General features: G+C 58.5%; 22 protein-coding genes. 15 read left to right on the forward strand and 7 right to left on the reverse strand.

The window, feature by feature from the left end; all coding sequences use genetic code 11:
• Positions 1-2: 2 nt before the first annotated feature.
• Positions 3-920, forward strand: coding sequence for a DUF5926 family protein (locus WG938_RS08485; protein WP_339979699.1), 918 nt, complete (start codon positions 3-5; stop codon positions 918-920).
• Positions 921-925: 5 nt separating this feature from the next.
• Here WG938_RS08485 and WG938_RS08490 read toward each other — a convergent pair whose 3' ends face one another.
• Positions 926-1,861: an LCP family protein gene (locus WG938_RS08490; RefSeq protein ID WP_339979700.1), complete on the reverse strand. Its 936-nt coding sequence runs from the start codon at positions 1,859-1,861 to the stop codon at positions 926-928.
• A gap of 29 nt (positions 1,862-1,890) precedes the next feature.
• Here WG938_RS08490 and WG938_RS08495 point away from each other — a divergent pair, with 29 nt between their 5' ends.
• The 3 genes from WG938_RS08495 to WG938_RS08505 all read left to right on the forward strand — a co-directional run bounded on the left by WG938_RS08495 (position 1,891) and on the right by WG938_RS08505 (position 4,798).
• The gene (locus tag WG938_RS08495; RefSeq protein ID WP_339979701.1) at positions 1,891-2,316 is read left to right on the forward strand and encodes a hypothetical protein; all 426 of its coding nucleotides are present in this window, start codon (positions 1,891-1,893) and stop codon (positions 2,314-2,316) included.
• Between the two features lie 275 nt (positions 2,317-2,591).
• Complete coding sequence (locus WG938_RS08500; RefSeq protein ID WP_339979703.1) at positions 2,592-3,434, forward strand: fructosamine kinase family protein; 843 nt, start codon at positions 2,592-2,594, stop codon at positions 3,432-3,434.
• A gap of 41 nt (positions 3,435-3,475) precedes the next feature.
• On the forward strand, positions 3,476-4,798 hold the full coding sequence (locus WG938_RS08505) for a polysaccharide pyruvyl transferase family protein (protein WP_339979704.1): 1,323 nt from the start codon (positions 3,476-3,478) through the stop codon (positions 4,796-4,798).
• A gap of 13 nt (positions 4,799-4,811) precedes the next feature.
• Here the strand turns inward: WG938_RS08505 and WG938_RS08510 are convergent, their stop codons facing one another.
• Entirely contained in the window at positions 4,812-6,137 is a 1,326-nt protein-coding gene (locus WG938_RS08510) for an amidase (protein WP_339979705.1), read from the reverse strand.
• 49 nt (positions 6,138-6,186) lie between these two features.
• Between WG938_RS08510 and pheA the strand changes: the two genes are divergently transcribed.
• Both pheA and WG938_RS08520 read left to right on the forward strand, forming a co-directional pair.
• Entirely contained in the window at positions 6,187-7,122 is a 936-nt protein-coding gene (gene pheA, locus WG938_RS08515) for a prephenate dehydratase (protein ID WP_339979706.1), read from the forward strand.
• Positions 7,119-8,033 (forward strand): histidine phosphatase family protein, encoded by a 915-nt coding sequence (locus tag WG938_RS08520; protein WP_339979708.1) that lies wholly within the window; start codon positions 7,119-7,121, stop codon positions 8,031-8,033. The genes pheA and WG938_RS08520 overlap by 4 nt, the downstream gene beginning before the upstream one ends.
• A gap of 16 nt (positions 8,034-8,049) precedes the next feature.
• Here WG938_RS08520 and WG938_RS08525 read toward each other — a convergent pair whose 3' ends face one another.
• Complete coding sequence (locus WG938_RS08525; RefSeq protein ID WP_339979710.1) at positions 8,050-8,394, reverse strand: metallopeptidase family protein; 345 nt, start codon at positions 8,392-8,394, stop codon at positions 8,050-8,052.
• 4 nt (positions 8,395-8,398) lie between these two features.
• Positions 8,399-9,499 carry a septum formation family protein gene (locus WG938_RS08530; protein ID WP_339979712.1) on the reverse strand — a complete coding sequence of 367 codons (1,101 nt, stop codon included), beginning with the start codon at positions 9,497-9,499 and terminating at the stop codon, positions 8,399-8,401.
• A gap of 59 nt (positions 9,500-9,558) precedes the next feature.
• Here WG938_RS08530 and WG938_RS08535 point away from each other — a divergent pair, with 59 nt between their 5' ends.
• The 4 genes from WG938_RS08535 (at position 9,559) to WG938_RS08550 (ending at position 13,454) form a co-directional block, all read left to right on the forward strand.
• On the forward strand, positions 9,559-10,218 hold the full coding sequence (locus tag WG938_RS08535; RefSeq protein WP_339979714.1) for a LysE family translocator: 660 nt from the start codon (positions 9,559-9,561) through the stop codon (positions 10,216-10,218).
• Between the two features lie 62 nt (positions 10,219-10,280).
• Entirely contained in the window at positions 10,281-11,540 is a 1,260-nt protein-coding gene (gene serS / locus WG938_RS08540) for a serine--tRNA ligase (protein WP_339979716.1), read from the forward strand.
• Positions 11,541-11,593: 53 nt separating this feature from the next.
• Positions 11,594-12,628 carry a lysophospholipid acyltransferase family protein gene (locus WG938_RS08545; protein WP_339979718.1) on the forward strand — a complete coding sequence of 345 codons (1,035 nt, stop codon included), beginning with the start codon at positions 11,594-11,596 and terminating at the stop codon, positions 12,626-12,628.
• Positions 12,615-13,454, forward strand: a complete 840-nt coding sequence (locus WG938_RS08550; protein WP_339979720.1) for an HAD family hydrolase — start codon at positions 12,615-12,617, stop codon at positions 13,452-13,454. The genes WG938_RS08545 and WG938_RS08550 overlap by 14 nt, the downstream gene beginning before the upstream one ends.
• 20 nt (positions 13,455-13,474) lie before the next feature.
• Here WG938_RS08550 and WG938_RS08555 read toward each other — a convergent pair whose 3' ends face one another.
• From WG938_RS08555 to WG938_RS08565, 3 genes are all read right to left on the reverse strand, one after another.
• Complete coding sequence (locus WG938_RS08555) at positions 13,475-13,783, reverse strand: hypothetical protein (RefSeq protein ID WP_339979722.1); 309 nt, start codon at positions 13,781-13,783, stop codon at positions 13,475-13,477.
• Positions 13,784-13,984: 201 nt separating this feature from the next.
• On the reverse strand, positions 13,985-16,477 hold the full coding sequence (locus WG938_RS08560; protein ID WP_339979723.1) for an N-acetylmuramoyl-L-alanine amidase: 2,493 nt from the start codon (positions 16,475-16,477) through the stop codon (positions 13,985-13,987).
• 497 nt (positions 16,478-16,974) lie between these two features.
• Complete coding sequence (locus WG938_RS08565; RefSeq protein WP_339979724.1) at positions 16,975-18,732, reverse strand: peptidoglycan recognition protein family protein; 1,758 nt, start codon at positions 18,730-18,732, stop codon at positions 16,975-16,977.
• Between the two features lie 212 nt (positions 18,733-18,944).
• Between WG938_RS08565 and glf the strand changes: the two genes are divergently transcribed.
• The 5 genes from glf (at position 18,945) to WG938_RS08590 (ending at position 25,451) form a co-directional block, all read left to right on the forward strand.
• The gene (gene glf, locus WG938_RS08570; protein WP_339979725.1) at positions 18,945-20,162 is read left to right on the forward strand and encodes a UDP-galactopyranose mutase; all 1,218 of its coding nucleotides are present in this window, start codon (positions 18,945-18,947) and stop codon (positions 20,160-20,162) included.
• Positions 20,163-20,403: 241 nt separating this feature from the next.
• Positions 20,404-22,413 (forward strand): glycosyltransferase, encoded by a 2,010-nt coding sequence (locus WG938_RS08575; protein WP_339980041.1) that lies wholly within the window; start codon positions 20,404-20,406, stop codon positions 22,411-22,413.
• A 43-nt stretch (positions 22,414-22,456) separates the two neighbouring features.
• Positions 22,457-23,101: a phosphatase PAP2 family protein gene (locus WG938_RS08580; protein WP_445228230.1), complete on the forward strand. Its 645-nt coding sequence runs from the start codon at positions 22,457-22,459 to the stop codon at positions 23,099-23,101.
• Complete coding sequence (locus WG938_RS08585) at positions 23,098-24,144, forward strand: decaprenyl-phosphate phosphoribosyltransferase (RefSeq protein WP_339979727.1); 1,047 nt, start codon at positions 23,098-23,100, stop codon at positions 24,142-24,144. Before WG938_RS08580 ends, WG938_RS08585 begins: the two co-directional genes overlap by 4 nt.
• A 278-nt stretch (positions 24,145-24,422) precedes the next feature.
• On the forward strand, positions 24,423-25,451 hold the full coding sequence (locus WG938_RS08590; RefSeq protein WP_339979730.1) for an alpha/beta hydrolase: 1,029 nt from the start codon (positions 24,423-24,425) through the stop codon (positions 25,449-25,451).
• The last annotated feature ends 305 nt before the right edge of the window (positions 25,452-25,756 follow it).

Genomic DNA, 25,756 nt, shown 5'->3' on the forward strand with positions numbered 1-25,756 from the left:
GCGTGGGAAAGAAATCTCGTAAGAATCGTGCACATGATGTTCCTGAGGGCATGAGCCGTCGTCAGGCTAAGTTGGCTGCTCGCGCTGCTGAGCGAGCCCGTTTGGCTGGCAACCCTCGTCCGTTCGAAGGCTTTGCGGCTGAAGCTGATTTGGTTGCGTTGCGCGAGTTCGCGCCTTCTGTGGTTGTGCCTGTGAAGGTCACCGATTCGGATCGCAACATCTTCCTTTGCACCGTCCTTCCCGGTGGTATCGCTGCGTTGACGCGCGAGGATAAGGATGGCGTGACTGCTTTTGTCGCTATGCAGACCCAGGCTCGGTCTAACGACGCTGCAGCGGATTTGGCGCGTGCGTTGCTATGGGCTCGCGACGCTGAGCCTGGCCAGCAGCTTACTGGCGCTACTGATGGTGAGGCTGTCGAGTTGAGCGGTCTGCTCGCCGGCGTTTCGCCGGACGACATCGTCGTTCATCAGGACTTCGAATGGTGGCTGCCAGAGGGTATTGAGCGCACTCAATTGGTCGAGCAGAACCTCCGCGTGGCTAATGACTCGCTGTTGCCGTCTTACCGTTTGGACATTGATGTCGCTGGTGCCGTGTGGTGGATTGATCCGGGCGAGCGCGCGCATATTCGTTGGGTCCGCTTGGAAAAGGAGGCCGAGCTTCTCGACGCTCTGGCACGAGTCCACGCAGCTGACCACTTGACCATGGGCGAGGGGACCAAGTTCGCGGGTGTTTTCCGCGCCGATGGCGTGCTGGTTCCGGTATGGGATCTGGATAACACCAAGCCTTATGACTCGTGGAATGAAGCCATTGAAGACGCTGACAAGCGCATCAAGGATGCACTTGCTGTCACCGAACCATTGACGGCGGAAGAGCGTAAGTCCCGCGAAACCATCGTGTCCCGCCAGGTCACGCTGCGCTAAGTCTTTTAGCGCAAGTCCTTGAAGAACTGTTCTGTTTGATTTTCATCCCAGAGCAAGACATTTCCTGCGTAATCGGTGTCCATCGTGCCGGCGGTGGGCACCGTGAGTGATTCTGTGCCCATGGCCAGTCGTGCCATGAGCCAGCCGAGGTTCCACGAGTGGTCTTTTTCGCTAACAGTCAGCGAATTAACGCCTGCGTTGGCGAGGCGAATCGTGCGGTACGGGTTCAACAGCACCCATGGCGACGACACTCGTTTCATGAGCGCCCCCATGAATTCGCGCTGCCTGCCAACGCGGTCTAAGTCACCCTGCGCCGTTGCACGCGTGCGGACATAGCCGAGCGCATTCTTGCCATCAAACTTCTGGCATCCAGCCTGGATATCAAGCCCAGCTAGGGGATCTTGAATTGCCTCAGGAGGACACATTTCGATGCCTCCAGCTGCATCAACGATGCCGGCGAAACCGCCGAAACCAATTTCTGCGTAATGGTCGATGCGCACGCCGGTGGACTTTTCGACGGTGTCCGTCAGCAACTCCGGCCCACCCAACGAAAATGCCGCGTTGATCTTGTCTGTGCCATGCCCCGGGATTTCGACAAAAGAGTCGCGGGGGATACTCACTAGTTTTGCCTTACCCACGACTGGGATATGGGCAATCATGATGGTGTCGGTTCGCTGGCCGAAATCACCGGCGCCGGTGGAGAGCTCTGCGGCCTGTTCGTCGGTAAGCCCAGCGCGTGAGTCTGAACCAACCAGAAGCCAGTTGGTAGCAATGGAACGGCCGGGGCGGTCAGCGAGGTTGTCGAAGACCGTCGTGCGGTTCAGGGACAGCTCGACGAAGATCAACCCGCCCGCAATGAAGAGCAGGAGTGCGAGGAAGGCTGCACGTAGTGCTCGGCGGACGCTAAATGGGCGACCGTTGCGTCCGCGTGGGAGACGCATGCTGTGGGCGCGGTCGCGAAGTGACGCGCGTGCCGACCCTACGCCAGCACCTCGGGAATCACGGGAACTACTTGCCCGTCGACCTGAAGTCTGCGCCGAACCAGCATCGTGAACGGCTCGGTTGGGGTCATAGTCGCGTGGAGGAAAGCGCGGATCATCCTGATTGCGATAGAGCGGCGCTTGCTCGATTCGTGTGTGTTGCGCTTCAGATCGGTGCGGCGACTCGGATCGACGCTGCGGCTCTCCACGGCGCGTTGGCTCTGGGCGATGGCGCGGTTCTACATGCTGGCGACGAGGATCTGCTTCTCGATGCTGCGCCGGACGCTGAGCCGGAAACTGACCACCGCGAGAACCCGCGGAGCGCGCGGAGCGTTCAGCGCGTGAAGACTGCGCTGGTGGCTGACTTTGCGCTGGACGTTGGGGGCGCTGGCTCTGAGCCGGTTGGCGACGCCTGATCGGCCGCCCGTACCTATCTAGTAGCGGTCGACCGTCAGACCCCCGCACGAAGTCGCCGTCGGCGCTGGAGCTGCGCGGCGGACGTGGGTTTCGGGGCATGTCGTTACCGTCCATAGGTGTAAAGGATAGAAGATGCGAGCATAAACACCTACACGAACAATGTTGCCGTTCGATGAGGTCGACCGGCCTGCACAAGCGACCAGACAGCAATCGCGACTCACGAGCCCCAACCCAGCGCATTACCTCAGCATTTTCACTGGCATATCCTGAATACATGGAGAACTCGCAGTTCGGCTCGGCCACAAACCGGAACTCAGCCACCGCCCCTGCTCGCTATTCGCGTGTGAAAGAACCCGCTGTGCACGTGAAATCGCACCGTGGCGCACCGCGTGGCTTCTTTCAATGTGAAGCTGCTGGTCTGCGTTGGCTCAAAGAAGCCGAACCAGCAGGGGGAGCTCGCGTGGTCGATGTGGTCAGCATTGGTCGGACTGAATTGACTTTGAACCGAATTGTGAAGTCAGAAGCTACCGCGCGAAAAGCAGAGAAGTTCGGTGCAGCGCTTGCGATTACCCACGACGCAGGAGCTGCAGCGTGGGGCAGTCCACCTGATGGTTGGGATGGTCCGGGGTTCTTTGGCCCTCTCGATGACCCGCACCCAATGTCTCTAAAACCACGCACCACCTTCGGCGAGTACTGGGCGAACGACCGTCTTCGTCCGGCGCTGGCACAGCTGCGTTCTGAGTACACAACGCGGGAACTGGCCGCCTTCGATCGGCTTCTCGAACGCCTACATGACGGTGATTTCGATACCGATGATTCACCAGCTCGTGTTCATGGTGACTTGTGGTGGGGCAACGTGATGTGGGACGAGGAGGGAGCAATCCTCATTGACCCGGCAGCTCATGGCGGGCATCGAGAAGAAGACCTCGCGCTCCTGGGGCTGTTCGGCATGCCTCACTTGGACCGGATCTACGCAGCGTACGAAGAAGTGCACCCGCTTCCAGGTCGTGAGGAGCGCGCGCCGCTTCATCGTCTTTACGCGGTCCTGATGCACGCGATTCTCTTTCGTGGCAAGTATGCGGAGCAGGCATACGATATCGCCAAGAAGTACGCCTAACCACCTCAAACAGCGGTCAGCATCCAGGTACCGTTGTTGACATGTACCGCAACAGAGAATTGATCTACCTGGTCGCGCCCACCGGGCTGCCAAACTTCGGTGACGAGTTTATCGCCGCAGCCTGGTTGCGAACTCTTGCGCGCCGACGCCCCTCGGCGAGGGTCATTCTCGATTGCCGCACACCCGGTTCCGTCGCGGTCCTCCATGCGGGTTTGCATCCAAATCTCACCGTCACCGATACGCTGTTTCGGCTTTGCGACGAGGCTCGTCGTGAAGCAGATCCGCAATCCGCTCACTTCGACGAGGTCGTACGGATCGCGGAAGAGGGCATGCGGAATCCGGAAGCAGTGCCGCATTTGGAAAGCGGTTTGCGGTTGGCGCAGGCCGCAGACGTGGTGCACGTGTTGGGTGGCGGTTGGTTCAACGATATGTGGCCAGAACACGCGGGAGTGGTGGCGGCAGCGTCGGTGGCTGGTGAGTCGGAGGCGTTACGAGTGATGACCGGTATCGGCCTCTTGCCCGGGGCCGAGACTGCGAAGCGATTGCGGGAGGTTTGGCCGAGGTTCGACCGGATTGATCTCAGAGATGAGGGGTCGACGGAGCTCGTTAAGCAGTATGTTGGCGAATCCTTGGCTGAGCGCTGTGCCGTCACTTGCACGGGCGATGATGCGTGGACAGTTCTCGGCGGTGCAGATTTGGAGGACAACGGACTCGGATTTGGTACTGAAGCTGCACGTGAGCGCAATGTCGTGGTGTGTTTGCAGTCGGATCTGTTGAAAGAATCGGCAGCCGAGGCAGAGTCGGATCCAGTTACGGATCTGGCGCTGGCGACGATTCGGATTCTGCAATCGTGGGGTGTGCGCGGCTCGGATATTGCTGTGGTGGAGGCGATCCCAGAGGTTGACAGTTTGGTGTGGACTCGGGTGGCTGAGCTTGCTCGGGAGCACGCACCGGAACTTGTCGACGATGTCCTGATGGTCCGCTTCTTCGAACTGTGGAATCACGGCCTGCCAGTAAGAGCGGGACAAAAGTGGCTGAGCACGAGGTTCCATCCACATTTGATTGCTGCTGCGCGTGGAGCGCATGGCGTGGCATTGGATGCTCATGTGGAGAATTACTACACCGTGAAGCACGGTTTGGTGACGGCAGCGGGTAGCCAGTGGACCGTGGCCGACCCTTATGCCGAGGCTGAAACTAACATCATGCCGGGGCAAGGAATGTCAGCTGAAGCGGTGGAGCGCGCTCGCGAGCTTAAGTTGGCGACCATCGATGCGGTGTATCCGATGTCTCGGGTCCAGGAAAAGACACTCAATACGGCAGTTCGTGCGAGGCGACTGGCGCGCCGGGCACTCACCCGACGCTAGGGTTCGTCGCGACCTAACGCCGTGCCACTTCCAAACTCGCCGCAACCTCCAGCAATTCCTTTTCGCCAACGCGCACCGCGCCAAGGTGGATGCTGGTCGGATGGCGTTTACTGCCGTTGCCAAAAGCATCATCGGTGACGTCAAACGGCATCGATAGCCCCGCCCAACCGGTGAGGTTCCACAGCGATAGCCACGGGGTCCATTCGGTTTGGGAGGCGAAGTTGCGTTCGGGGGTCATCGTCGCAAAGTGCCCGATTGTTGGTGGATCGAACGCGAGCGTTGGCGTCAGCACGATGTCGATGTCCCAGCGCGCCGCGACTTTCGGGCCGAGCTCTTCGCGCTGGCGTTGGAACTGCATGACCTGAGCCTTCTCCAGTTTGTAGCCACGCTGGCGAATCCACCGCACCATTTGCGAATACTCGCGGCCGGGCAGTTTCGACGCGAAGTACGACATGATGTCGCCGAAAATCTGGAAGTAGTCCGGCCACGCGGGATCGTACGGCGAACCGACCTCCACCACCTCATAGCCCGCATCTGACAAAACATCCGCAGCTGCCCACGCCGCTGCACGCCAATGCGGAACAACTTCCGTAGCTGCATGGAAAGGTTCCACGGTCACACCGATTCGCAAAGGCTGCTTCGCGGGGTCTTGCTTTGCGACGAATCCCCACTCACTGTTCTCCCACGGGGAGGGGACGCCGGCCAGGAGGGCAGCGTCGTCAAGTGAGCGGGTGAGGAAACCGTTGGCGGCGAGACGACCGCCGTGGATGTTGTGGGCGGGTTTGAGCCCGTAGATACCGGTGCATGCTGCCGGGATACGGAGCGAACCACCACCATCGGAGCCGAGGGCTGCTGGGACCAGCTCGCGGGCGACTGCTACCGCCGAGCCACCGGAGGATCCGCCAGGGGTATGGCCAGGGCGGAGCGGATTGTCGGGTGCGGGCAAGTCGATGGGTTCGGTGTACGCGGTGAGACCCATTTCAGACGTGTGTGTGGTCGCTGGGATGACGACGCCACGGTTCAGCACCTCAGCGATGGGATCAGATGTCGCTTCGGGAGTATGCGTCAGCCTGGCAGAACCGAGCGTGCACGGGACATCCTTGATTTGAAAGAGATCCTTCGTCGCCAAGGGAAGTCCGAGCAGGTCTCCCTCCCGAATGTTGCCATCTGCAATTGCACGCGCTCGGTTAAGCGCGAGCTGTGGTGTCAGTGTTGCTACCCCAGTGTGTTCTTGCGGACCGTCGAGTTTCTGCAACACGTTCGCCGCGATTTCGGTGGGGGAAGCGCTGCCGGAAGCGATCGCCGCGACGATCTCGCGAGCACTCGTGGGGTAGGACATGAATAAGCAGTGTAGCCGGAACCACACTTGGCGCTTTAGGCTCTAAGTCATGACCACCGTGACGTACCTAGGACCAGCCGGCACATTCACTGAGGAAGCGCTCCTCGACATGGCTCGGCGCGGCGAGATTGATCCGACTGGCCCAGAGGCTGTGGAGACTGTGCCCGTCGATACGCCGAATGCAGCGTTGGCAGCAGTTCGCCGTGGTGAGGCGGACTACGCCTGTATCGCTATTGAAAACAGTGTTGATGGGCCAGTGACACCAGCGTTCGATGCGCTGACGGAAGGTTCGGAACTGCAGATTTACCGAGAAACAGAGATTGGGATTGTCTTTTCCATCCTGGTCCGTCCGGGTACGAAGCTGGAGGATGTGAAGTCGTTCACGACTCATCCGGTCGCGCACCCGCAGGTGAAGCAGTGGCTGGACGACAACTTGCCAGGTGTCGATGTGTACCACGCCAAGTCCAACGCAGCGGCTGCCCATTTGGTTGCCGACGGCAGTCACGACGCCTGTGCCGCCCCAGCTCGTGCTGGTGAGTTGCTGGGCCTGGAACCGCTTGCCGACGGTGTCGCCGATGTTCGCGGTGCCCGCACCCGCTTCGTTCTCGTGGGCCGTCCTGGTGTGCCGACTCCTCGGACAGGCATTGATCGCACCTCGGTGTCGTTCACACTTCCAGATGTGCCGGGTTCGCTGATGCGTGCCATGAATGAGTTCGCGGTGCGTGACGTGAATCTGTCGCGTATCGAGTCGCGACCTACCCGCCAAATGATGGGGCAATACCGCTTCTACATTGACTTGGCCGGACACCTCGACGATCCGCAGCTCGGGAGTGCGCTCGCCGCGCTTTATGGGCATGCTGAGAACGTCCGGTTCTTGGGTTCGTGGCCTGCAGCGCATGGCACTGCAACTGCTGAGACCGCTCCACCTGACATTTCCGCAAGTCTTGCTTGGGTATCGGGCCTGAAGGAAGGTAAACGACCATGACGCATCCGCAGAACGAGTACGACGGTAGCTTTTCCACTGGTGGCGATGGTTCTTTTGAGACGGCCGTCGGCACGAGTCCACGCGACGAGTCCGCAGCTCACCCTGAGCTGAGTCGTGTGATTCTCATTCGCCACGGCCAAACCCATGCGAATATTCGCAAGATTCTGGATACCCAGCTTCCGGGTGCTCCGCTTACCGACGAAGGTGTTGCCCAGGCACGTCGCCTCGGTAGGGTGCTGTTGCCGTCGTGGGGGCGGATGAGCGAGGTTGTGACATCGCATGCGTTGCGTGCTCGACAGACGGGTGCAGGCGCAGTAGCTGGCTTGCACAGGCTGGCGGGGCCAGGTGTGCGTCTGCGCCACATGGATGGCTTGCATGAAGTCAACGCTGGCGACTGGGAGGGGCGCAGCGACTTTGAGGTACACCGCCAGTTCCTCGACGTGTTCCGTAGCTGGAGTCACGGAGATATCGATCGTTCGACTCCGAATGGGGAATCCGCTCTTGACGTGCTGGAACGCTATCTGCCAGCACTAGAAACGTTGGTTGAAAACAACATTGTTTCTCCACTTCTTGCTGGTAATTCTGCAGATACCAGTGGAGTTGCGGGTGGCGATAGCGCAGATACTGAGGTCGCGCAGGCAGACGATGCGCAGAACGTCGAAGGGCGCGATGTGGCTGTCGTGACGCACGGCGCTGTGATGCGAGTTGTTGCCGCGCACCTGACAGGACTGTCTGGAGAATTCATTGTGCACAACCCGTTGGCGAACGCTTCTCGCGTAGAAATCGCCCGCACGATTCAGCCTGCCGATGCTCATCGGGCTAGCAATCTCGTCGTTCCTGGAGAGTGGAAGCTGGTTCGCTGGGGAGATCTAGTTGGCTCGGCATTGGAACAAGAACTGGGCAGGTACTAGCGCACTCGCGAGTCGCTTAGCCGTAGCCCAGCCGGTCGAGGTCCTCTTCATCAAGACCAAAAAAGTGCCCAATTTCGTGCAACAACGTGACCCGAATCTGCAAGATCAGCGCTTCTTCTGAGTGACTAATCGAGCACAACATGTCGCGGTACAACGTGATGCAGTCCGGTGGCCCCCAGTGGTTGGCTTGGCGCTTCGTTAACGGCACACCCTCGTAAAGCCCGAGCAGCGTGGGAACCTGCGGATGCCGAGGCTGCACTTGGATCACAACATTTCCCAGCTGATGCAGAAATTGGTGGGGAATGCGATCGATGGCTTCGTCGACAAGCTGATCGAACCGTTCCTCGCTCACCGCAACCATGCGACTAGCCCCCAGGAGTTCCTGCGGCGTTCGGGTTAATTGGGTTGCGTGGCGGAGGAGCGATAGGAGCGTATCCGTCAATGGTGAAGGACTCGTTAGCCTTGCCAGCGAGCGTGGAGAAACCACCGGAGCCGTTGTCCTTCACCAACCAGCAATTGGTGCTGTGGGAACCAGCAGCGTACGAATCCTCTGGAATGGTGATCCAGAAAGGCACGAGGGTGGACTGATAAAGCGCCTCATCGCCCCCCACATAGTCCATGGCCATCTGGGTGCACTGCTGTGCCAGCGCATCATTCTGCTCTTGCGCGGTAGGAGTCACACCTGGGAATACCGTCTGCAAATCAACAATTCCGACGGATTCCATGAAGTGGTTACTAGCGCAATCGGTTGGGACCAGGCCACCATTGGCATCCGTGGTGGCACATGTACCGACCTCGAAGGTGCGAGACTGGTCAGTTTCAGCAGCAGGTCCGGCGATTTTCGCATCCTGGCCCTCTGGAGCAGACGGCTGCACGCCACACAGCAACGTGCGATCGCCCTCATCCCACTTCGCCTGCGGAGGAATGATTGGTGCCGACAAGAAACGACCACGCTGGTCGAACTTGCCGTCCATGTACTTGGTGACTTCCTTCTCACACACGCCATCGCGGAGCTGCACCAACGAATCTTCGGTCGGGTAATCAGCCTTCAGACCAAACTGGCCACGCCACGCTTCGGTGTTACGCAGGTCTAGGCGAGAAGCAACCTCGAAGTTGTGAGGCTCCGCGCAATCCACAATGCGGAAGTTGTTGATCGACTGCGTCTCCTGGTTGACATCCCACGTCAGGCAGTCGCCAGGCTTCGCCTTGGTAAACGCCACGATCTCGACAGGGACCTTCGATGATGTCGTGGTGGACTCGGAACCCGACTTCTCTTTGTCCTTGCCCTTTGTTGCCTGCCGCTGAGCGACTTTGTCCGGCGAGCCAGGGATATCAAAATCCGTTGGGTGCTCATACGCAAATGCCACACCGCTGCCACCGACAAGCATCGCAGTGGTGAGAACGCGCATGCCCCAGCCACCGCGCACGCTATTGCGGAATCGTTTTGAGCCTTGTGTCTGTCCCATGATGCTCCCCATTGTGCTACATGACTGCCAACATTCCAGCACCCATTACAATTCCATCCATGATCAGTTGGCCCGCCTATGCCTCGATGATGGGCATGCACCTCGTTGGCATGTCCACACCAGGCCCAGACATTCTCATGATTCTGCGCTTGGCGACGAAGTCCCGAAAACACGCTTTAGCAGCAGTAATGGGGATTTCTACCGGATCTCTACTGTGGATTTCGCTGACTGTTTTTGGCGTGGCAGCGGTACTGGCAGCAACCCCTTCCGCGATGGGCGCGATCCAAACATTGGGTGGTGCCTATTTGGGGTACATGGCGTGGAAGATGTTGTCGACGGGGTTCATTTCGATGCGCCAGATGCAGGCTGGCGCTGACCCGTCTGTCATTGCCGGCTCAGGCCAGTTGAGCCCACTGCGGAGTACCTTTTGGCAAGGCATGCTCACCAACTTGTCGAATCCGAAGATCGTGCTGTTCTTCACTGCTGTGCTGACACAATTCATCCCAGTCAGCGCCCCATTGTGGGTTCTGATGTTCGTCGCAGTCTCGCTGCTGCTGTTCCAGATCTTCTACTTTTCGATGGTGGCGATATTGGTTTCCACGGAAGCCGTCGTAAAGCGAATGGTGAATGCGGGACCGTACATTGATATGGGTGCTGGCGTGATATTTGCCGTGATGAGCATGATTTTTGTGGTCGAGGGAATCACCACTTTGGTGTAGACACGCTCGCTAGCCCTGGCTTTAGAAGAAATAAGGATTATGGCCAGGTAACGTTAGGGATCGTGATCGATCTTAAATTCCTCCGAGAAAATCCTGACGTCGTGCGTGAATCGCAGCGAACCCGAGGCGAGGATCCGGCACTGGTAGACCAGCTGCTGGAAGCCGACGCAACCCGCCGCGATTCCATTGCCAAGGCTGATGCTCTGCGCTCAGAGCAGAAGGGCTTCGGCAAGAAGATTGGCCAGGCATCGAAGGAAGAGCGACCTGCTCTGCTTGAAGAAGCGAAGGGTCTGTCCGACCAGGTTAAGGCTGCGGAAGTGCAGCAGCGCAACTCTGAAAACAAGGTCGAAGAGCTGCAGATGAAGCTCGGCAACATCGTTCTCGGCGCCCCAGCTGGTGGCGAAGATGACTTCGTCGTGTTGGAGCATGTGGGCGAGGTGCCAGAATTTGATTTCGAACCGAAGGATCACCTGGATCTTGGTGAATCGCTTGGTTTGATCGACATGGAACGTGGCGCGAAGGTATCCGGCGCACGCTTCTACTTCCTCACTGGCTTCGGCGCTATGCTGCAGCTGGGAATGCTGAACTTGGCTGCTCAGAAGGCCATCGAGAACGGCTTCCAGCTAATGATTCCGCCAGTACTGGTTCGTCCAGACACCATGCGCGGTACCGGCTTCCTCGGGGAGCACTCGGACGAGATCTACTACCTCGAAGAGGACGATCTGTACCTGGTCGGCACCTCCGAAGTAGCGCTGGCTGGCTACCACTCCAACGAGATCATTGATCTGAAGGATGGGCCACGTCGTTACGCTGGTTGGTCGTCGTGCTTCCGTCGTGAAGCTGGTTCTTATGGCAAGGACACCCGAGGTATTTTGCGTGTGCACCAGTTCGACAAGCTGGAGATGTTCTCCTACTGCAAGCCTGAAGAGGCAGAGTCAGAGCACCAGCGTTTGCTCAAGATGGAACGCGACATGCTCGCAGCTGTCGAAGTTCCGTACCGCATTATCGATGTTGCTGGTGGCGACTTGGGTTCATCTGCTGCTCGTAAGTTCGATACTGAAGCCTGGGTGCCGTCTCAGAACACGTACCGTGAGCTGACGTCGACATCCAACTGCACCACCTTCCAGGCCCGTCGTTTGATGACTCGTTACCGCGACGAAAATGGCAAGTCCCAGTACTGTGCAACTCTGAATGGCACGTTGGCGACGACTCGTTGGCTCGTGGCAATCCTGGAGAACCATCAGCAGGCAGATGGGTCTGTTGTTGTTCCAGAGGCACTGCGTCCATTTGTTGGTCGCGATGTACTGACCCCAGTGAAGTAACCAGCGGTAATAGGCACGCGTAGTTAGCGGCAGCAAGCGGCGGAGGAATCGTTATGTCAGAGCGAGCACAGAAGTTTGGCCCGTACAAGGTCATACGTGGTTTCAAGGTGCCAACGTCGTTTGAACCGGCACCTGATACGAAGGAAGCCAAAGAGTGGTTCTACGGTGGCATGATCTTGCCTTTCGCCGTGAATTACCTGCGGTTCCAGGGTCTTGACATGACGGTCGAGGGCGCCGAGAAGATCCCCACGACGGGTGGCGCAATCATCGTGTCCAATCACACGGGATACTTCGACTTTGTCTACGACGGCATCCCGGCGTTCCTGAACGGCAAGCGCCTGGTGCGCTTCATGTCCAAGCAGGAGATCTTCGACAACAAGATCGCAGGTCCGCTCATGCGGTTGATGAAGCACATTCCCGTCGACCGTTTCGCAGGTCGCGGTGCTTACGAAGAAGCCGTTCGTCGCCTGAAGGATGGCGCTCTCGTTGGGTTGTTCCCAGAGGCGACCATTTCCCGATCATTCGAGCTGAAGTCTTTCAAGACCGGCGCGGTGCGCATGGCTAATGAGGCGGGTGTGCCGGTTATCCCTATCGTCATGTTTGGCTCGCAGCGCGTCTGGACCAAGGGACATAAGAAGCACCTTGGTCGTGTCAAGGTTCCGGTGTGGCTCCGTGTCTGTGACCCGGTCATCCCAACCGATGACATTGCCGGTACGAATGATCGGCTTCATGCCGAAATGGAGAAGCAGCTCGACCAGCTGAAGGCTGACTACCTTGCCCGGTATGGCACTGAGCCTGGTGCGTATTGGTTGCCTGCGAAGCTCGGTGGTAGCGCGCCAACGCTGGAGGAAGCCAACGAAATTGATGCGCAGGTGCTGGAAGAGCGTCGCGCCAAGCGTGAGGCACGAAAGGCAGCTGAGGCAGAAAAGACTGCGAAGAAGAAATCTCGTAAATCTGGGCTTTCAGCAGCGCGAAAGAAAGTTCAGTCTGCGACTGCGCCACTTGCGAACGTCGTGAAGAAGGCAAAGAAGTCAGAGCCAGCACAATCGCCACAGCCGCCCATCAAGGGTGACAATGCCGACGTCTGATTCTCTCCCACCTCTTTTCGTGGCATCGGATATCGATGGCACGTTTCTTGATTCACGGGAACGCGTTTCCCCACGTCTCCGGGCTGTTGTCGCGCGAATGTTGCGTCGTGGTGTGCCGTTGTCTCTTGCCACGGGCAGGCCACCACGTTGGTTGTATCCGGTGCTAGAACAAATTCCGGTCCGGCCAATGTGCGTGTGCGCCAACGGCGCCATTATTTATGACTCGGCGACAGACACAATTGTCCACACCAAGACTTTGACGCCACAAGTGCAGCGAATGGTCGTAGATATTGCTCGCGAAGCTCTTGTCGAACATAGAGGAGTAGGCGTTGCGGTGGAGCGCGCCGGGCAGTCAGCGAAAGACCCAGCCTCTGAGCTTTTTGTGGTGTCGCCGTCGTACGATCACGCCTGGATTTCCACGGAGCATGGCACCGTCGATGAAGACATCGTGCTGAGCGTCCCGTGCACCAAACTTCTCCTACGCAACGAAACATTGAGCAGTGCGATGATGTTTGAGATCGTCGCAAAGCATATTCCGACTGAGCTCGCGCACGTGACATATTCGATGTCCGAGGGATTGCTGGAAGTTTCCGCGCCTGGTGTGACCAAGCGTGGGGGAGTGCAGGAGTTGGCTGGTCTGGTTGGGGCTGGGCCTGACGACGTCGTGTGCTTTGGCGATATGCCCAACGATATTGAGATGCTGCAGTGGGCAGGGCTCGGTGTCGCGATGGGTAATGCCGCGGCCAAGGTGAAGGCCGCCGCGAATGAAGTCACCGCGACGAACGATGACGATGGCGTTGCGGCAGTTTTGGAGCGGTGGTTTTAGGCGGAGCTTCCGCTTCGGGCCTAGCCCCGGGGAACGAACAGTGCGGACGATCCGACCTGGACAAAGTCAGTAGCGTCGAGAAAGCCGGACAGGCGACCTGGTTCATCGAGTCCGTAGTTCACGCCTTGGAATTCGGCAGTGCCAGAAAGCTCGATGGTGTCGAGGTTCGTGACATCAAGGTCGGCACACTCGATATTCACACCTAGATACAGTTGCGGCTCCAGACCAATGGGAGCGTTCTCGAAAAGGTGTCCAAACCACGCAGCCTTTACCGGATGAAAATCTGCTGCAGTAGGGGTGTATTCAGTGAAATCATCTTCGTTGTCCATGGAGCACCTTTCCAGTTTGTCGATATGAAAAGTCTACGTGGCATCGAACGCGCCGTAGAAGAAGTGCTACGGAAGGACTAGTACAGAAGAACCCGCACAAATCTACCCGCAAAGAAAAACGGCCTACATCGTGGCTTTCGCTCGATGTAGGCCGTCGGATTGGCCAGCTGTTGAACTCAGCTCAACAACGCTATAGCTCGTTTATCGCTTCTGAACGTCAACCTTGCCGGTCTTCGTATTCCAGGTGATGGTTCCGTTCTGGAACTCAGCGGTAGCGATATCGCCCTCGATGGTCTGTGATGCAACTGGTGCGCCGAGCTCGCCGATCTCGAAGCCCTGGTTTGCCCATGCTTCTGCAACTTCGCCCCAGATTGCGTTGGTGCCGGTTTCTGGCGACGAGGTAATCAGACCCTTGTCGAACTTCACGTAGCTCAACGTGTCAGTGTTGCCGGAGTCGGTTGGCAGGGTAGCGCCGGTCTGTACGCCGGATTCCACCTGGCCAAGTGCATCCTGGCCGTATGCGGCGACGATGCGGTTCCACTCTTCAGCGAGGTTGTTCTTCTCGTTGATGTCGAGCAGCTTCTCTACAAGGATTGGCAGATCATCGACCGATGGGCCGTTCTGGATAGACATGCCGACCGATTCGAGGATTGCGTCGGCAGACTGTGCCAGACCTGGCGCGCCGAGCAGACCCAGCGCCGATGCGAGCATCGAACGTGCACCGGTGATTGCCTGCGCAGCATTCGCCTTGTCCTGCTCGGTGAGCTGTGGCGAGCCAGCAGTCGCATCGTCAGCAGTGCCGTCCGTACCTGGCTCAGCCGGGGTGGTTGGCTCGGTTGGCTCGGTGCCTGGGAGCTCGGTTGGCTCATCCGTCTGCGTGGAGCTTGGGGCTGCGCTTGCCGACGACGACGTCGACTCAGCAGCCTTGCTCGAGGTGGATTCAGACTTCTTCGAGGTGGACGAAGCAGCGGATTCGGTAGACGTGGTCGCCTTCGACGAGGTGGACTTCGAAGGTGCTGCAGACGAAGACGTGGTCTTAGAGGACGTAGCCTTCGACGAGGTGGTCTTCGAGGAAGACGTGGTAGATGGCGCAGCCGAGGACGACGTGGTCGAGCCGTCCTTGTCAACGACGAGGTCCGGGCTGCCTTCCTTGCCTTCGTTGTCTACCTTACCGCTGGTCAACGTGTCGTACTTCTTCTTCGCGATCGAGCGAATATTGCCCATCTGAGCGAAACCTGCGTCACCTGGGCACGTCGTGTAGCCGGTGTCGCGGTGGGCGAAGATTGCTGGCAGGTTTGCGGTCTGGCCTGCAGCGTACTTAGCGCCGGAGAAGCCGGAGCTGGTCAGCTGAATCTTGCTGGTTGGGTCGACACCGCCGACCTTCATGCGCCAGCCGATCATGTTGCCGACAGAGTTGATCATGGCCTGGGAAGGCTGAACGGACGAGTAATCACCCATCATCGAAATGCCGAACGTGCCCTGGTTAAAGCCACCAGCGTGCGCGCCCTGGACATTCTTGTCGAGTCCGCCGTAGCGACCTTCGTAGATATTGCCGTACTTGTCGACGAGCGCGTTGTATCCCACATCGCACCAGCCCAAGGTCTGGCCGTGGTAGGCGTAAATGCCACGGACGATGCCCGCAGCCTGTGCCTCGGAGTAGTTGTTCGAGCCAGCGGTGTGGTGAACAGTCGTGCCCTTCAGTTTCGCGTCGTAAGAAGCGCCTTGGCAGCGCTTCGACTCGTCAGCACCCCAGCCTGCGCGGGTGATGACCTTTGGCATGCCGGTCGCATTCTTGGCATCAACGATTGGGTCGATGCCACCTGCTGGAGCATTGCCATCGATGAAGACAGCATTGACCTGTTCCATTGGCTTCTCATCGACTACTGGTTCAATGTTTGCCCAGTCGTCGAGAGAGACCTTTGTCTTGTCGGTCTTGGTGGTCGCTGGCTTGTCAGCCCTGTCAGCCGTGTCTGCTTCTGGTGCAGCGCCGGTGCCTGCCTCAGAACCAGTCTCAGCGTCGTCGGCAGCGTCAGCGTTGGATGCTGCGTTGGAAGCTACGTCGTTAAGCGCAGAGTTAACGGACTCGGAAGCGGTTGCTGCGGCGTTGGTCAAGGACTTGATCAGAGCATCTGCCTGATCCTTGTCGAGATCTTCGATGCCCTTGATGTTCTTCGCCTCATCTGCGGCAGCCTGTCCGAAGACATCGAGGCCGTGCGTCGAAACCTGAACAGCCTTCGTCGGCTCGACGTAGATGAGCTCGGTGCCGTTCAGGCCGTTGCCCTGGTCGCTGGCTGGGTACTGTGGCTCGGCCGCGTACCACTCGGACCAGGAACCGTCTTCACGCTGTGCGCGGAAGAAGCTCGCGACATCCGCGCTTCCGGTCCAGGTGAGGGCGAACATGGAGAACTCTTCGTCGCGACGAAGCTCCTTCACGACACCACGGTTCGGATGTAGGTCGTCCGCCACAGACTGCGTTGCGATAGCGGCATCGTCAACGAGGACAGATGCGCCATCGGACAATGGCATCTCGTTCACCATTGCGTTGACGGGACCGGTTCCTTCGCCCTCCACCATGTCAATGGTCGCGTTGCCGCCGATGGCGACGAGCGGGGCTGCGAGCAAAGCCGCGACCGCGCCGAAGATAAGCGGGCGTCGCGCGCTTGCGCTGGTGCTGATGCGTCGTCGATTCAGCAAGATATCGCTCCAAATTGTTGATGTACAGGTGTACTGCATTTAGCCCATCGAGAAACTGCCCGTTAGGCAACGAAAAGCCACCTCAACACGGGCAGTACAAGTGCTACCTGCGGTTTTGGCGGGGAATTTCCTGATAGTTAAATGAGTAATCAGGTACGAATGTTACCAAAGTGATGTCACGTGTCCAGTGATGATAGGCGTGTCGGGTGTGGTTTATGTGACTGATGTTAATTAAGTGTTTGTGTGGGCGGGGTGCGCTTGCTGTGCTTCTGGGGCGCGTGGCGGGCTGCTAGAGCGTCAGAAGTGCGCGAGTAGGCGAGCAGTTGCCACTGACCCGAATGACTTATGACCGTGCTGGCAACAATTAAGGCCAAAAAACGGCAGGAATTGTTGCCAGCACGGTCATAAGTGGGGAAGTAGTAGTGGTGGAGCTAATAGGCTCGCGAGGGTCCTCGGGCAAACGCCTCATTTATAGAGCGAAACCCTGAAGTGACCCATTACCGAGGTGAAATTCCCAGTGAATCAGCGAACTTCTGGAACTCAGGCCCGAAATCCGAAGCGAACTGGCGAGCTGCGTCGTTGACTTCGGTGTTGTTGCTTACCTGCGGGGAACCAGCATTAGGCGATCCATCTGCAACCTGATCGCCAACGGTGCCGCTGCCTGGGGAGCGCTGGGCTCCACCTGGCTTTGGCACCGATCCGCTTGCGCCCTGCTTCGCGATCGTACGAATCGTGCCCATCTGCTGGTATCCCGAATTTCCTGGGCATGGGGTATTACCAGTATTGCGGTGCGCGAAAATTGCAGGCAGTGTGACTGACTCGCCAGCAGCGTACTTAGCGCCGGAGAAGCCTGCGCACGTCAGCGTCGTCTCGCCCATTGGATCAATGCCGGCGATCTTAAGGCGCCAGCCAATCATCTCGCCGACAGAGTTGATCATGGCTTGAGATGGCTGGACCGACGAGTAGTCGCCCATCATCGAAATGCCAAACGTGCCCTTGTTGAAGCCACCAGCGTGCGCGCCCTGGACGTTCTTGTCTAGACCGCCCGCGCGACCCTCGTAGATATTGCCAAACTTATCGACGAGCGCGTTGTACCCAATATCGCCCCAACCACGGGTTACTGCGTGGTAGTGGTAAATGCCACGGACGATTCCCGGTGCCTGAGCCTCGGTGTAGTTGTTCGAGCCTGCGGTGTGGTGGACGGTCGCTGCCTTGAGCTTGGAGTCGTAGGAAGCGCTACCGCGCTTGGACTCATCGGCACCCCACTGCGCACGAGAGATAACGCGTGGCATGCCATTGATGTTCACGCCATCAGCGATTGGATTGATGGTTCCTTCGGCGGAGTTGCCGTCGATGAAGATTGCGTTGACGACATCCAGTGGCAGCGTATCGTTGACTGGCTTGATCTCTGCCCAGGAAACGTCGCTTGGTGCAGGGGTTTCGCCAGTTGCGGCTGCATCCGCGCCCGCGTCCGCAGCGCCCGCACCAGCCGCGGCAGTTGCTTCGTCGGCGATCTCGCCCGCTGCCTTGCCTGCAGAGCTTGGCGCCTGTGGCATACCTGGCATTGCCAACGATGGGGAATCCATCGTCGGTGCGCCGGCAGTAGCTGCGCCAAGCGCGCCCGCTGCCAGGGTGTTCGGATCGATCGCGCCGAGGTCGAGGCCGAGGGACTTGAGTGCTTCGACATCGATCGTCGACAAGTCCAGCTTGTCGATGCCCACAATGTCCTTCCACTCCACGCCCGAGCCAGGGCCGAAGATGTTCAGCCCGTTCGAAGAGACCTGGACAGCCTTGGTTGGCTCGATGTACAGCAGCTCGGTGCCGACGAGACCGTTGTCGCTGTCCGCCGCCATCTCTGGGTCGGCCTGGTACCACTCGGACCACGTGCCGTCTGGGCGCTCAGCGCGAATGAACGTGCTGACATCCGGGCTGCCGGTCCAGGTCAGTGCGAACTGGGAGAATTCCTGGTCGCGACGGATTTCCTTGACGACGCCGCGACTAGGGTTCTGCGCATCTGCGAGCGCTTGCGTCGCGATAGCAGCGTCCTCGATGAGTACGGAAATAGCCGTGGACAGCGGGGATGAGTCGACAATTGCGTTGATTGGGCCAACGTTTGCGCCCGATGCGTCAAGGACGGCACGACCCTTGGTGAGACCAAGGGTTCCCAGTGGGGCAGCAACTGCAGTGGCGGCAAGACCCATCAGGAACGAACGGCGGCCAACTGATGGGGCGTTGATGCGGCGACGATTCGGCAAGTTTCTACTCCAGAACTAGGGGACTGATTCTCAAGGTCGGCGCGAGCACACATGACTGCGCGCTTCCTTGTGACCGACTAGACGTTACGGATGTTACCAATGTTACGCAATTAGTCTAGAGGAAATTATGTGAGAAATGGGGCCATTGGGGCTGGGGGAGTGGTGGCGTGTGCAGCGAAACTTGGCGACACCTATCTAATAGGGTGGGCTGCGTGAGTAGCGAAAACACCAACATCAAGAACGCCAAGTATGACCTTTTCGTCGTCGGTTCCGGATTCTTCGGCCTGACCATCGCAGAGCGCGCTGCTACCCAGTTGGGCAAGCGCGTGCTGGTGGTGGAACGCCGTAACCACATCGGTGGCAACGCCTACTCGGAGGCGGAGCCAGAGACCGGCATCGAAATCCACAAGTACGGCGCGCACCTGTTCCACACCTCGAACAAGCGCGTTTGGGACTACGTCAATCAGTTCACCGACTTCACCGACTACCAGCACCGCGTTTTCGCGATGCACAAGGGCACCGCGTACCAGTTCCCAATGGGCCTGGGCCTGATCAACCAGTTCTTCGGCAAGTACTACAGCCCAGATGAGGCTCGTCAGCTGATCAAGGATCAGACCGATGGCATGGATCCAGCTGAGGCAAAGAACCTGGAAGAGAAGGGTATTTCCCTGATCGGCCGCCCTCTCTACGAGGCATTCGTCCGCGACTACACCGCCAAGCAGTGGCAGACCGACCCGAAGAATCTGCCAGCATCGAACATCTCGCGCCTGCCGGTTCGCTACACCTTCAACAACCGCTACTTCAACGACACCTACGAGGGCCTGCCTGTCGACGGCTACACGGCATGGCTCGAAAACATGGCGAAGCATGAGCTTATCGACGTCGTCGTCGATACGGATTGGTTCGACGTGCGCGAAGAGCTGCGTGCTGCCTCGCCAGAGGCACCGGTTGTGTACACTGGTCCGTTGGATCGCTACTTCGATTACGAAGAAGGCCACTTGGGCTGGCGCACCCTGGACTTTGAGACCGAGGTGCTGGAAACCGGTGACTTCCAGGGCACTCCTGTTATGAACTACAACGATGCTGATGTGCCTTACACCCGTATCCACGAATTCCGTCACTTCCACCCAGAGCGTGACTCCTACCCAACGGATAAGACCGTAATTATGAAGGAGTACTCTCGCTTCGCGGAGGGCAACGACGAGCCGTACTACCCAATTAACACTCCTGACGATCGCGAGATGCTGGCCAAGTACCGCGAGCGCGCGGCTGCAGAGACCGCAGGCGAGAACGTGCTGTTCGGTGGCCGCCTCGGCACCTACCAGTACCTGGATATGCACATGGCTATCGCTTCGGCGCTGTCGATGTGGGACAACAAGCTGGTGCCATTCTTCGAGGAAGGCGCTGCGTTGGAGTCGAAGCACGCCTAGTTTGTGGGAGGGGTTGTGGGCGTGGCTGTGCGCGGCCACCCATCACCCGGGCTAAGGGCGTGGCAGCATGCCCATGTATCAAGTGCACATTAAGATTCGATGCGAACTTGAACCTTGAAGACTCTCGACTTCGTCTCAAGCACAAAACAGCAACTAACCAATCAGAACTTGGCCCTGGCCCCAGGAAACTCACGATAATTTCTCCGTGACCTGGTTCGCTAGTTGGCACGGAAAGCGGTTGATGCACCTCATGGCTAACTCGACAAGCGGCTCCATGGCAGTCGAACGTCTCCAGCGAATCATCCTGCCGAAGCTCGGTGAACCTCGTGACGTCCGCTCGCTCTACCTCGTCGAACCCGACACCAACCCTGGTCGCGTCAAGGCTCTGTCGCGCACATCCGCGCACATCCCAGCGGGTAGCGAAGTCAGCTTTGAGTCCTACTTCAATGCGCTTCCGGCGAGCTACTGGCGTCGTTGGTCTCAGCTTGACGACGTCGTCCTGCGCCTCGAACTCACCGGCGTCGCACGCGTCGACGTGTTTCGTTCCAAGATTGACGGCTCCCGCATTGCGGTCACTGGCGAGGTCGTGGGTGACCCCGAAAAGCCAGAAGCCACCTCGATCTGCGAAATTCCAGTATCGCTCGCGCCTTTCGAGGACGGTGGCTGGATTTGGTTCGATCTGACGTGTGAAACCGACGTTGAGATCAAGCAGGCGGCTTGGTGGTCACCAGTCGCAGCAGGTGAGCAGACCTTGCCGGATGGCTCGACGCAGTCAGCTCCAGAGGGTCGCGTGACCATTGGCATTCCAACGTTTAACCGCCCGGCTGACGCAGTAGCAGCACTGGAAGCACTTGCCTCTGACCCAGAAGTTGACGGCATCATCGACGCTATTTTGATGCCTGACCAGGGTGACAAGCATCCGGCGGATGAGCCTGGATTTGCAGCCGTCGCTAAGCATTTCGGCGATCGACTACGGATCTTCCCGCAGGGCAACCTCGGTGGTTCGGGTGGTTACTCGCGCATTATGTACGAGGCGCTGGGTGGTCCGGAGTCGGATCCAGAGCGCGCGACGGATAGCCCGTTCATTCTGTACATGGATGATGACATCGCTATCGAGCCGGATTCGATTCTGCGCGCGGTGGCAGTGGGCCGTTTTGCAAAGCAGCCAATTTTGGTTGGCGGGCAGATGTTGAACCTGCAGGAACGGTCGCATCTGCACTCGATGGGTGAGGTTGTCGGTCGCCATGACTTCATGTGGACGTCTGCTCCGCACGTGCACTACGACCACGACTTCTACACGCACCCATTGCGCGATCGTGGTGAGCACGGCGCTAACGCTGCTGGTGAAGTCATCGATTCGAAGGATCTGCACCGCCGCATCGACGTTGACTACAACGGTTGGTGGATGTGCCTGATCCCGCGCACGGTTGCGAAGAAGATTGGTCAGCCGCTGCCACTGTTCATTAAGTGGGACGACGCTGAGTACGGCCTTCGCGCCGGAGACGCTGGCTTCCCGACGGCCACCTGGCCGGGCATCGCCATCTGGCACATGGCCTGGTCCGACAAGGACGATGCCATCGACTGGCAGGCGTACTTCCACCTGCGTAACCGCCTTATCGTCGCGGCTATTCAGCATGAGGGTTCGGCTGATGGCATCGTGAAGTCGATGCGCAAGGCAACCGCCAAGCATCTGCTGTGCCTCGAGTACTCCACCGTTGCTATTCAGAACGAAGCAATGAAGGACTTCCTCGCAGGCCCTGAGCATCTTTTCGACATCCTCGAAACCTCGCTGCCACGCATCAACAAGCTGCGCAAGGAGTTCCCGGACGCACGCGTGATCCCAACGGCTGGCGAACTGCCGAAGGCATCCGGCCTGGCAGGCGTACCAACCCGAGACATCGGCGGCCGCCTCGCGCCACTGAAGAAGTCCGTGTGGCTCGCCAAGGGCCTGCTGAACAACCTGCGCCCAGCCGATCGCGTCCACCACGAGATCCCACAGGCCAACTTCGCCCCAATCGAGGCACGGTGGTTCTCGCTTTCGCGTGTCGACGGCGCGACCGTCACCACCGCCGACGGCCGTGGCGTAGTGTACCGCCAGCGTGATCGTGAAAAGGCCAAGGCTCTGCTGGAAGCATCATGGGCATTGCAGAAGCAGGTCGCAGACCGCTTCCCAGAAATGCAGCGTCGCTACCGCGAAGCGCATCCAGAACTGACCAGCAGGAAGAAGTGGGCCGATGTCTTTGAGAAGTAACTCGACCGTGGGTAACGACGCAGTCGTAACCGCAGACGCAGTCGTGAACGAAAAGGACGCCGATATTCCTGCTGTGGTCGGCGACCCATTCGGTGAGTCCGACATTCTGGTTGCTATCCAGGAGCGTCTCCTCGACGTGCCCGGCATCGTCCCAACCGCGCAGGCCATGAGCCTGTTCGGTGAACACGCTGCTGGTTGGATGGGAATGGCTGCTGTCGGGGCGGTCGTCGATAAGCAAAACCGCATCGGCTGGGTGAAGCTGGGCGTATCGGCGTTTACGTCGCATGCAGCCTCGGTTGTGATCAAGCGCATCGTGCGACGGCGTCGCCCGCATGATCCGCGGATTCGCATTGGCGTATCCACGCCGAGTAAGTTGAGTTTCCCGTCATCGCATTCGACCTCGACGACTGCAGCAATGGTGTCATTGATGCAGCTTGGCGCGGGTCCAGCCCCACTCGTGGGAATTCCGGCGATTATGCTGTCTCGACTAGTTTTGGGTGTTCACTACCCAACCGACGTTGCGACGGGCGCGGCCCTGGGCGCCACTACATCTGTGGTGGTGGACAAGGTTGTGGATGCGATCGTCGCAAAGAGGGCGCACAATAACTCTGATATCAACACTGTAGATCTGGCAGAACCCATTCCAGCTGATGCACCAGCTGAAGCTGAGGAAAGGACCGCGAAGTGACAAGCCACGAAGAGGGAGCGCAGGCACGGGCCGTACAGCCTGAACCGCATACTTCCAGGTTCGGCTCGGAACCTCACACGTATGGAATCGATGAGCCATCGTTCCCCCAGGGCAAGCCACCGAAGAACCTTGTCGACGCCATGTACAAGGCACTTCGCCCCAAGCAGTGGGTTAAGAATGTCTTGGTTATTGCCGCACCGGCGGCCGCTGGCCAGGAAGCACTGGCAAGCAGTGACTCGCTAGGCACCCTAGTTTTCGATGTTCTGATCGCATTCGTTGCGTTCTGTTTGGCTGCGTCATCGATCTACTTGATTAATGATGCTCGTGACGTGGAAGCAGACCGCGCCCACCCAACGAAGCGATTCCGCCCCATCGCTGCTGGTGTGCTGCCAGTGTCCTTGGCCTATGTCATGGCGGTGGCACTCATTGTGGGTGCGTTGGCGGTCAGTCTGTTGTCGTCGTCAGGTACCAGCCTGCTTATTGTGGTCGCGGTCTATATTGTGCTGCAGCTGGGCTACTGCTTCGGTCTGAAGCACCAGCCAGTGATTGATATTGCGCTGGTGAGCTCCGGTTTCATGCTTCGCACCATGGCTGGCGGCGTTGCAGGTTCGATTGAGCTGTCGCAGTGGTTCTTGCTGGTTGCAGCGTTTGGTTCGCTGTTCATGGCTGCTGGTAAGCGGTACGCAGAGTTGTTGTTGGCGCAGGCGACGGGCAAGAAGATTCGCAAGTCGCTGCAGGGCTACACCCCGACGTACCTGCGTTTCGTTTGGACGCTGTCCGCGACCGCAGTTGTTCTTGCGTACTCGTTGTGGGGCTTTGAGATGGGCCGGGTTCCTGGAACCCCAGAAGCTTCGGCGATTTGGTACCAGGTTTCGATGGTGCCGTTCACCGTCGCAATTCTGCGTTTTGCCGCTGATGTCGACCGTGGCGATGCCGGTAGCCCGGACGAAATTGCACTCCGCGATCGTCCACTGCAGCTATTGGCTCTGCTATGGGCATTGTCGATCGCGATTGCTGTCTACGTCATTCCGATGATGGGGTAGCTCGGCGCTGACTAGCTAACTCGCTTGCGCTGTTCAAGCTGAGTTGTTCAGGCACTCACTCACATGGTTTTGCCATGTGGTGGGTGCCTTTTTGCGTTCGCGCAGCAGACGCCCAGTACGGATCCCCAACTAGTTAGATTTCCAAAAGTAGGTGAAGGTGACCTCCCGCTTTACCTCAGAATTGCCTTAAAATATCTCAATTTGATAACGTGATCTTCTGCGTTTTTCGTGTTCATCATTCGGTGAACACTGTCGGGCGAGGGAGAGAAATGAGCGTTATGACAACTGCCCACGGTTGGCGGACTAAGGTTCTCGCTGCGATCGTTGCAGTAGCGACGATTTTTGGCATGATGCAGCTGGTGAACACTGAGGAAGCTAGCGCTAATCAGGGAACACTTCGTCCGGGTTGCGAGTGGGATCTATACAACTACTACGTGCAGTACTGCCGGGTATGGTCGCCGTCGATGGGCAAGGACATCAACGTGCACATCAAGGCTGCTCCTGGCGGCTCGAACGCTGGCCTGTACTTGCTGGACGGCATCCGTGCCCGTGACGAGTACAGCGGTTGGGTCTGGGGTGGCAATGCCCCTCGTGCGCTTGAGCATGCCAACGTGACCATGGTGGCGCCTGCTGGTGGCCAGTCATCGTTCTACACCAACTGGCAGCGTCCGGCAGTGTCGACGGAGCGTGGTGTTCAGAACTACCAGTGGGAAACTTTCCTAACTGAAGAGCTTCCTGTCTACCTTGAACAGAACTTCGGTGTTTCCCGCTCGAACAATGCGATTGCGGGCATTTCGATGGGCGGTTCCGCGGCTCTGTCCCTGGCGGCCAACCACCGCGATCAGTTCAAGCAGGCAACGGTGTTGTCGGGCTACCTGCAGACCTCCAATATCGTCATGCAGACCGCTATCGCTGGCGCTCAGGTGAACGTTGGCGGCTACGACCCGACGGCTATGTGGGGTCCAATTGGCATTCCTAACGAGGATCGTCTCCGCAACGATCCTTCCAAACTGTTTGATCAGATGCAGGGTCTGCCTATGTACATCTCGTCCGCTAACGGTATGCCTTCCCAGTGGAGCGACCCAGCCGCACTCGCTGCTGATCCGGCTCAGCTTCCTCCGCTTATCGACGCCTCCGTCCTGGAAGCACTTTCCCGCGCTTCGACCGTTGTCTTCGAGCAGCAGGCTCGCGCTGCAGGTTTGGATCCGAAGATGAAGTACTCCAACGATGGTGTGCATTCGTGGCAGCTGTGGGAGCGTGACTTGGTCGAGGCGAGTCCACAGATTCTCTCCTCGTTGGGAGTCTAAACTTTACGGTTTGCACCTCGATTCGCTCTCCATAGCTTTCGGGTGACATTTAACCCCGTTCTGTAACTCATTTGTTCGCCGGTCTACGTCAGGTAGACCCTATGTGAACAGTGGTTATAGGGTGGGGTTTATTGCATTGTTATCGAGTTCGCCCTAGACTAAAACCCTAAAGTTAAACTTAAGGCTTAAGTTTGCCGAGTGTCGCAGCCAAAACACCATCACAACCGGGTAAGTGTTAACACGAAGTCGTGCACATGGGAGCCGTCGTAAAGCAAAAGCCGAGGGAGGGGAACCCTCGGACTTGC

Source organism: Corynebacterium sp. H113 (assembly GCF_037572315.1).
Classification (GTDB): domain Bacteria; phylum Actinomycetota; class Actinomycetes; order Mycobacteriales; family Mycobacteriaceae; genus Corynebacterium.

Excerpts from the sequence above, each read along its gene's own strand:
- WG938_RS08490 (WP_339979700.1), bottom strand. The coding sequence starts at position 1,861 with ATGCGTCTCCCACGCGGACGCAACGGTCGCCCATTTAGCGTCCGCCGA.
- WG938_RS08500 (WP_339979703.1), top strand. The coding sequence starts at position 2,592 with ATGGAGAACTCGCAGTTCGGCTCGGCCACAAACCGGAACTCAGCCACC.
- WG938_RS08505 (WP_339979704.1), top strand. The coding sequence starts at position 3,476 with ATGTACCGCAACAGAGAATTGATCTACCTGGTCGCGCCCACCGGGCTG.
- WG938_RS08510 (WP_339979705.1), bottom strand. The coding sequence starts at position 6,137 with ATGTCCTACCCCACGAGTGCTCGCGAGATCGTCGCGGCGATCGCTTCC.
- pheA (WP_339979706.1), top strand. The coding sequence starts at position 6,187 with ATGACCACCGTGACGTACCTAGGACCAGCCGGCACATTCACTGAGGAA.
- WG938_RS08520 (WP_339979708.1), top strand. The coding sequence starts at position 7,119 with ATGACGCATCCGCAGAACGAGTACGACGGTAGCTTTTCCACTGGTGGC.
- WG938_RS08525 (WP_339979710.1), bottom strand. The coding sequence starts at position 8,394 with ATGGTTGCGGTGAGCGAGGAACGGTTCGATCAGCTTGTCGACGAAGCC.
- WG938_RS08530 (WP_339979712.1), bottom strand. The coding sequence starts at position 9,499 with ATGGGACAGACACAAGGCTCAAAACGATTCCGCAATAGCGTGCGCGGT.
- WG938_RS08535 (WP_339979714.1), top strand. The coding sequence starts at position 9,559 with ATGATCAGTTGGCCCGCCTATGCCTCGATGATGGGCATGCACCTCGTT.
- WG938_RS08545 (WP_339979718.1), top strand. The coding sequence starts at position 11,594 with ATGTCAGAGCGAGCACAGAAGTTTGGCCCGTACAAGGTCATACGTGGT.
- WG938_RS08550 (WP_339979720.1), top strand. The coding sequence starts at position 12,615 with ATGCCGACGTCTGATTCTCTCCCACCTCTTTTCGTGGCATCGGATATC.
- WG938_RS08555 (WP_339979722.1), bottom strand. The coding sequence starts at position 13,783 with ATGGACAACGAAGATGATTTCACTGAATACACCCCTACTGCAGCAGAT.
- WG938_RS08575 (WP_339980041.1), top strand. The coding sequence starts at position 20,404 with ATGCACCTCATGGCTAACTCGACAAGCGGCTCCATGGCAGTCGAACGT.
- WG938_RS08590 (WP_339979730.1), top strand. The coding sequence starts at position 24,423 with ATGACAACTGCCCACGGTTGGCGGACTAAGGTTCTCGCTGCGATCGTT.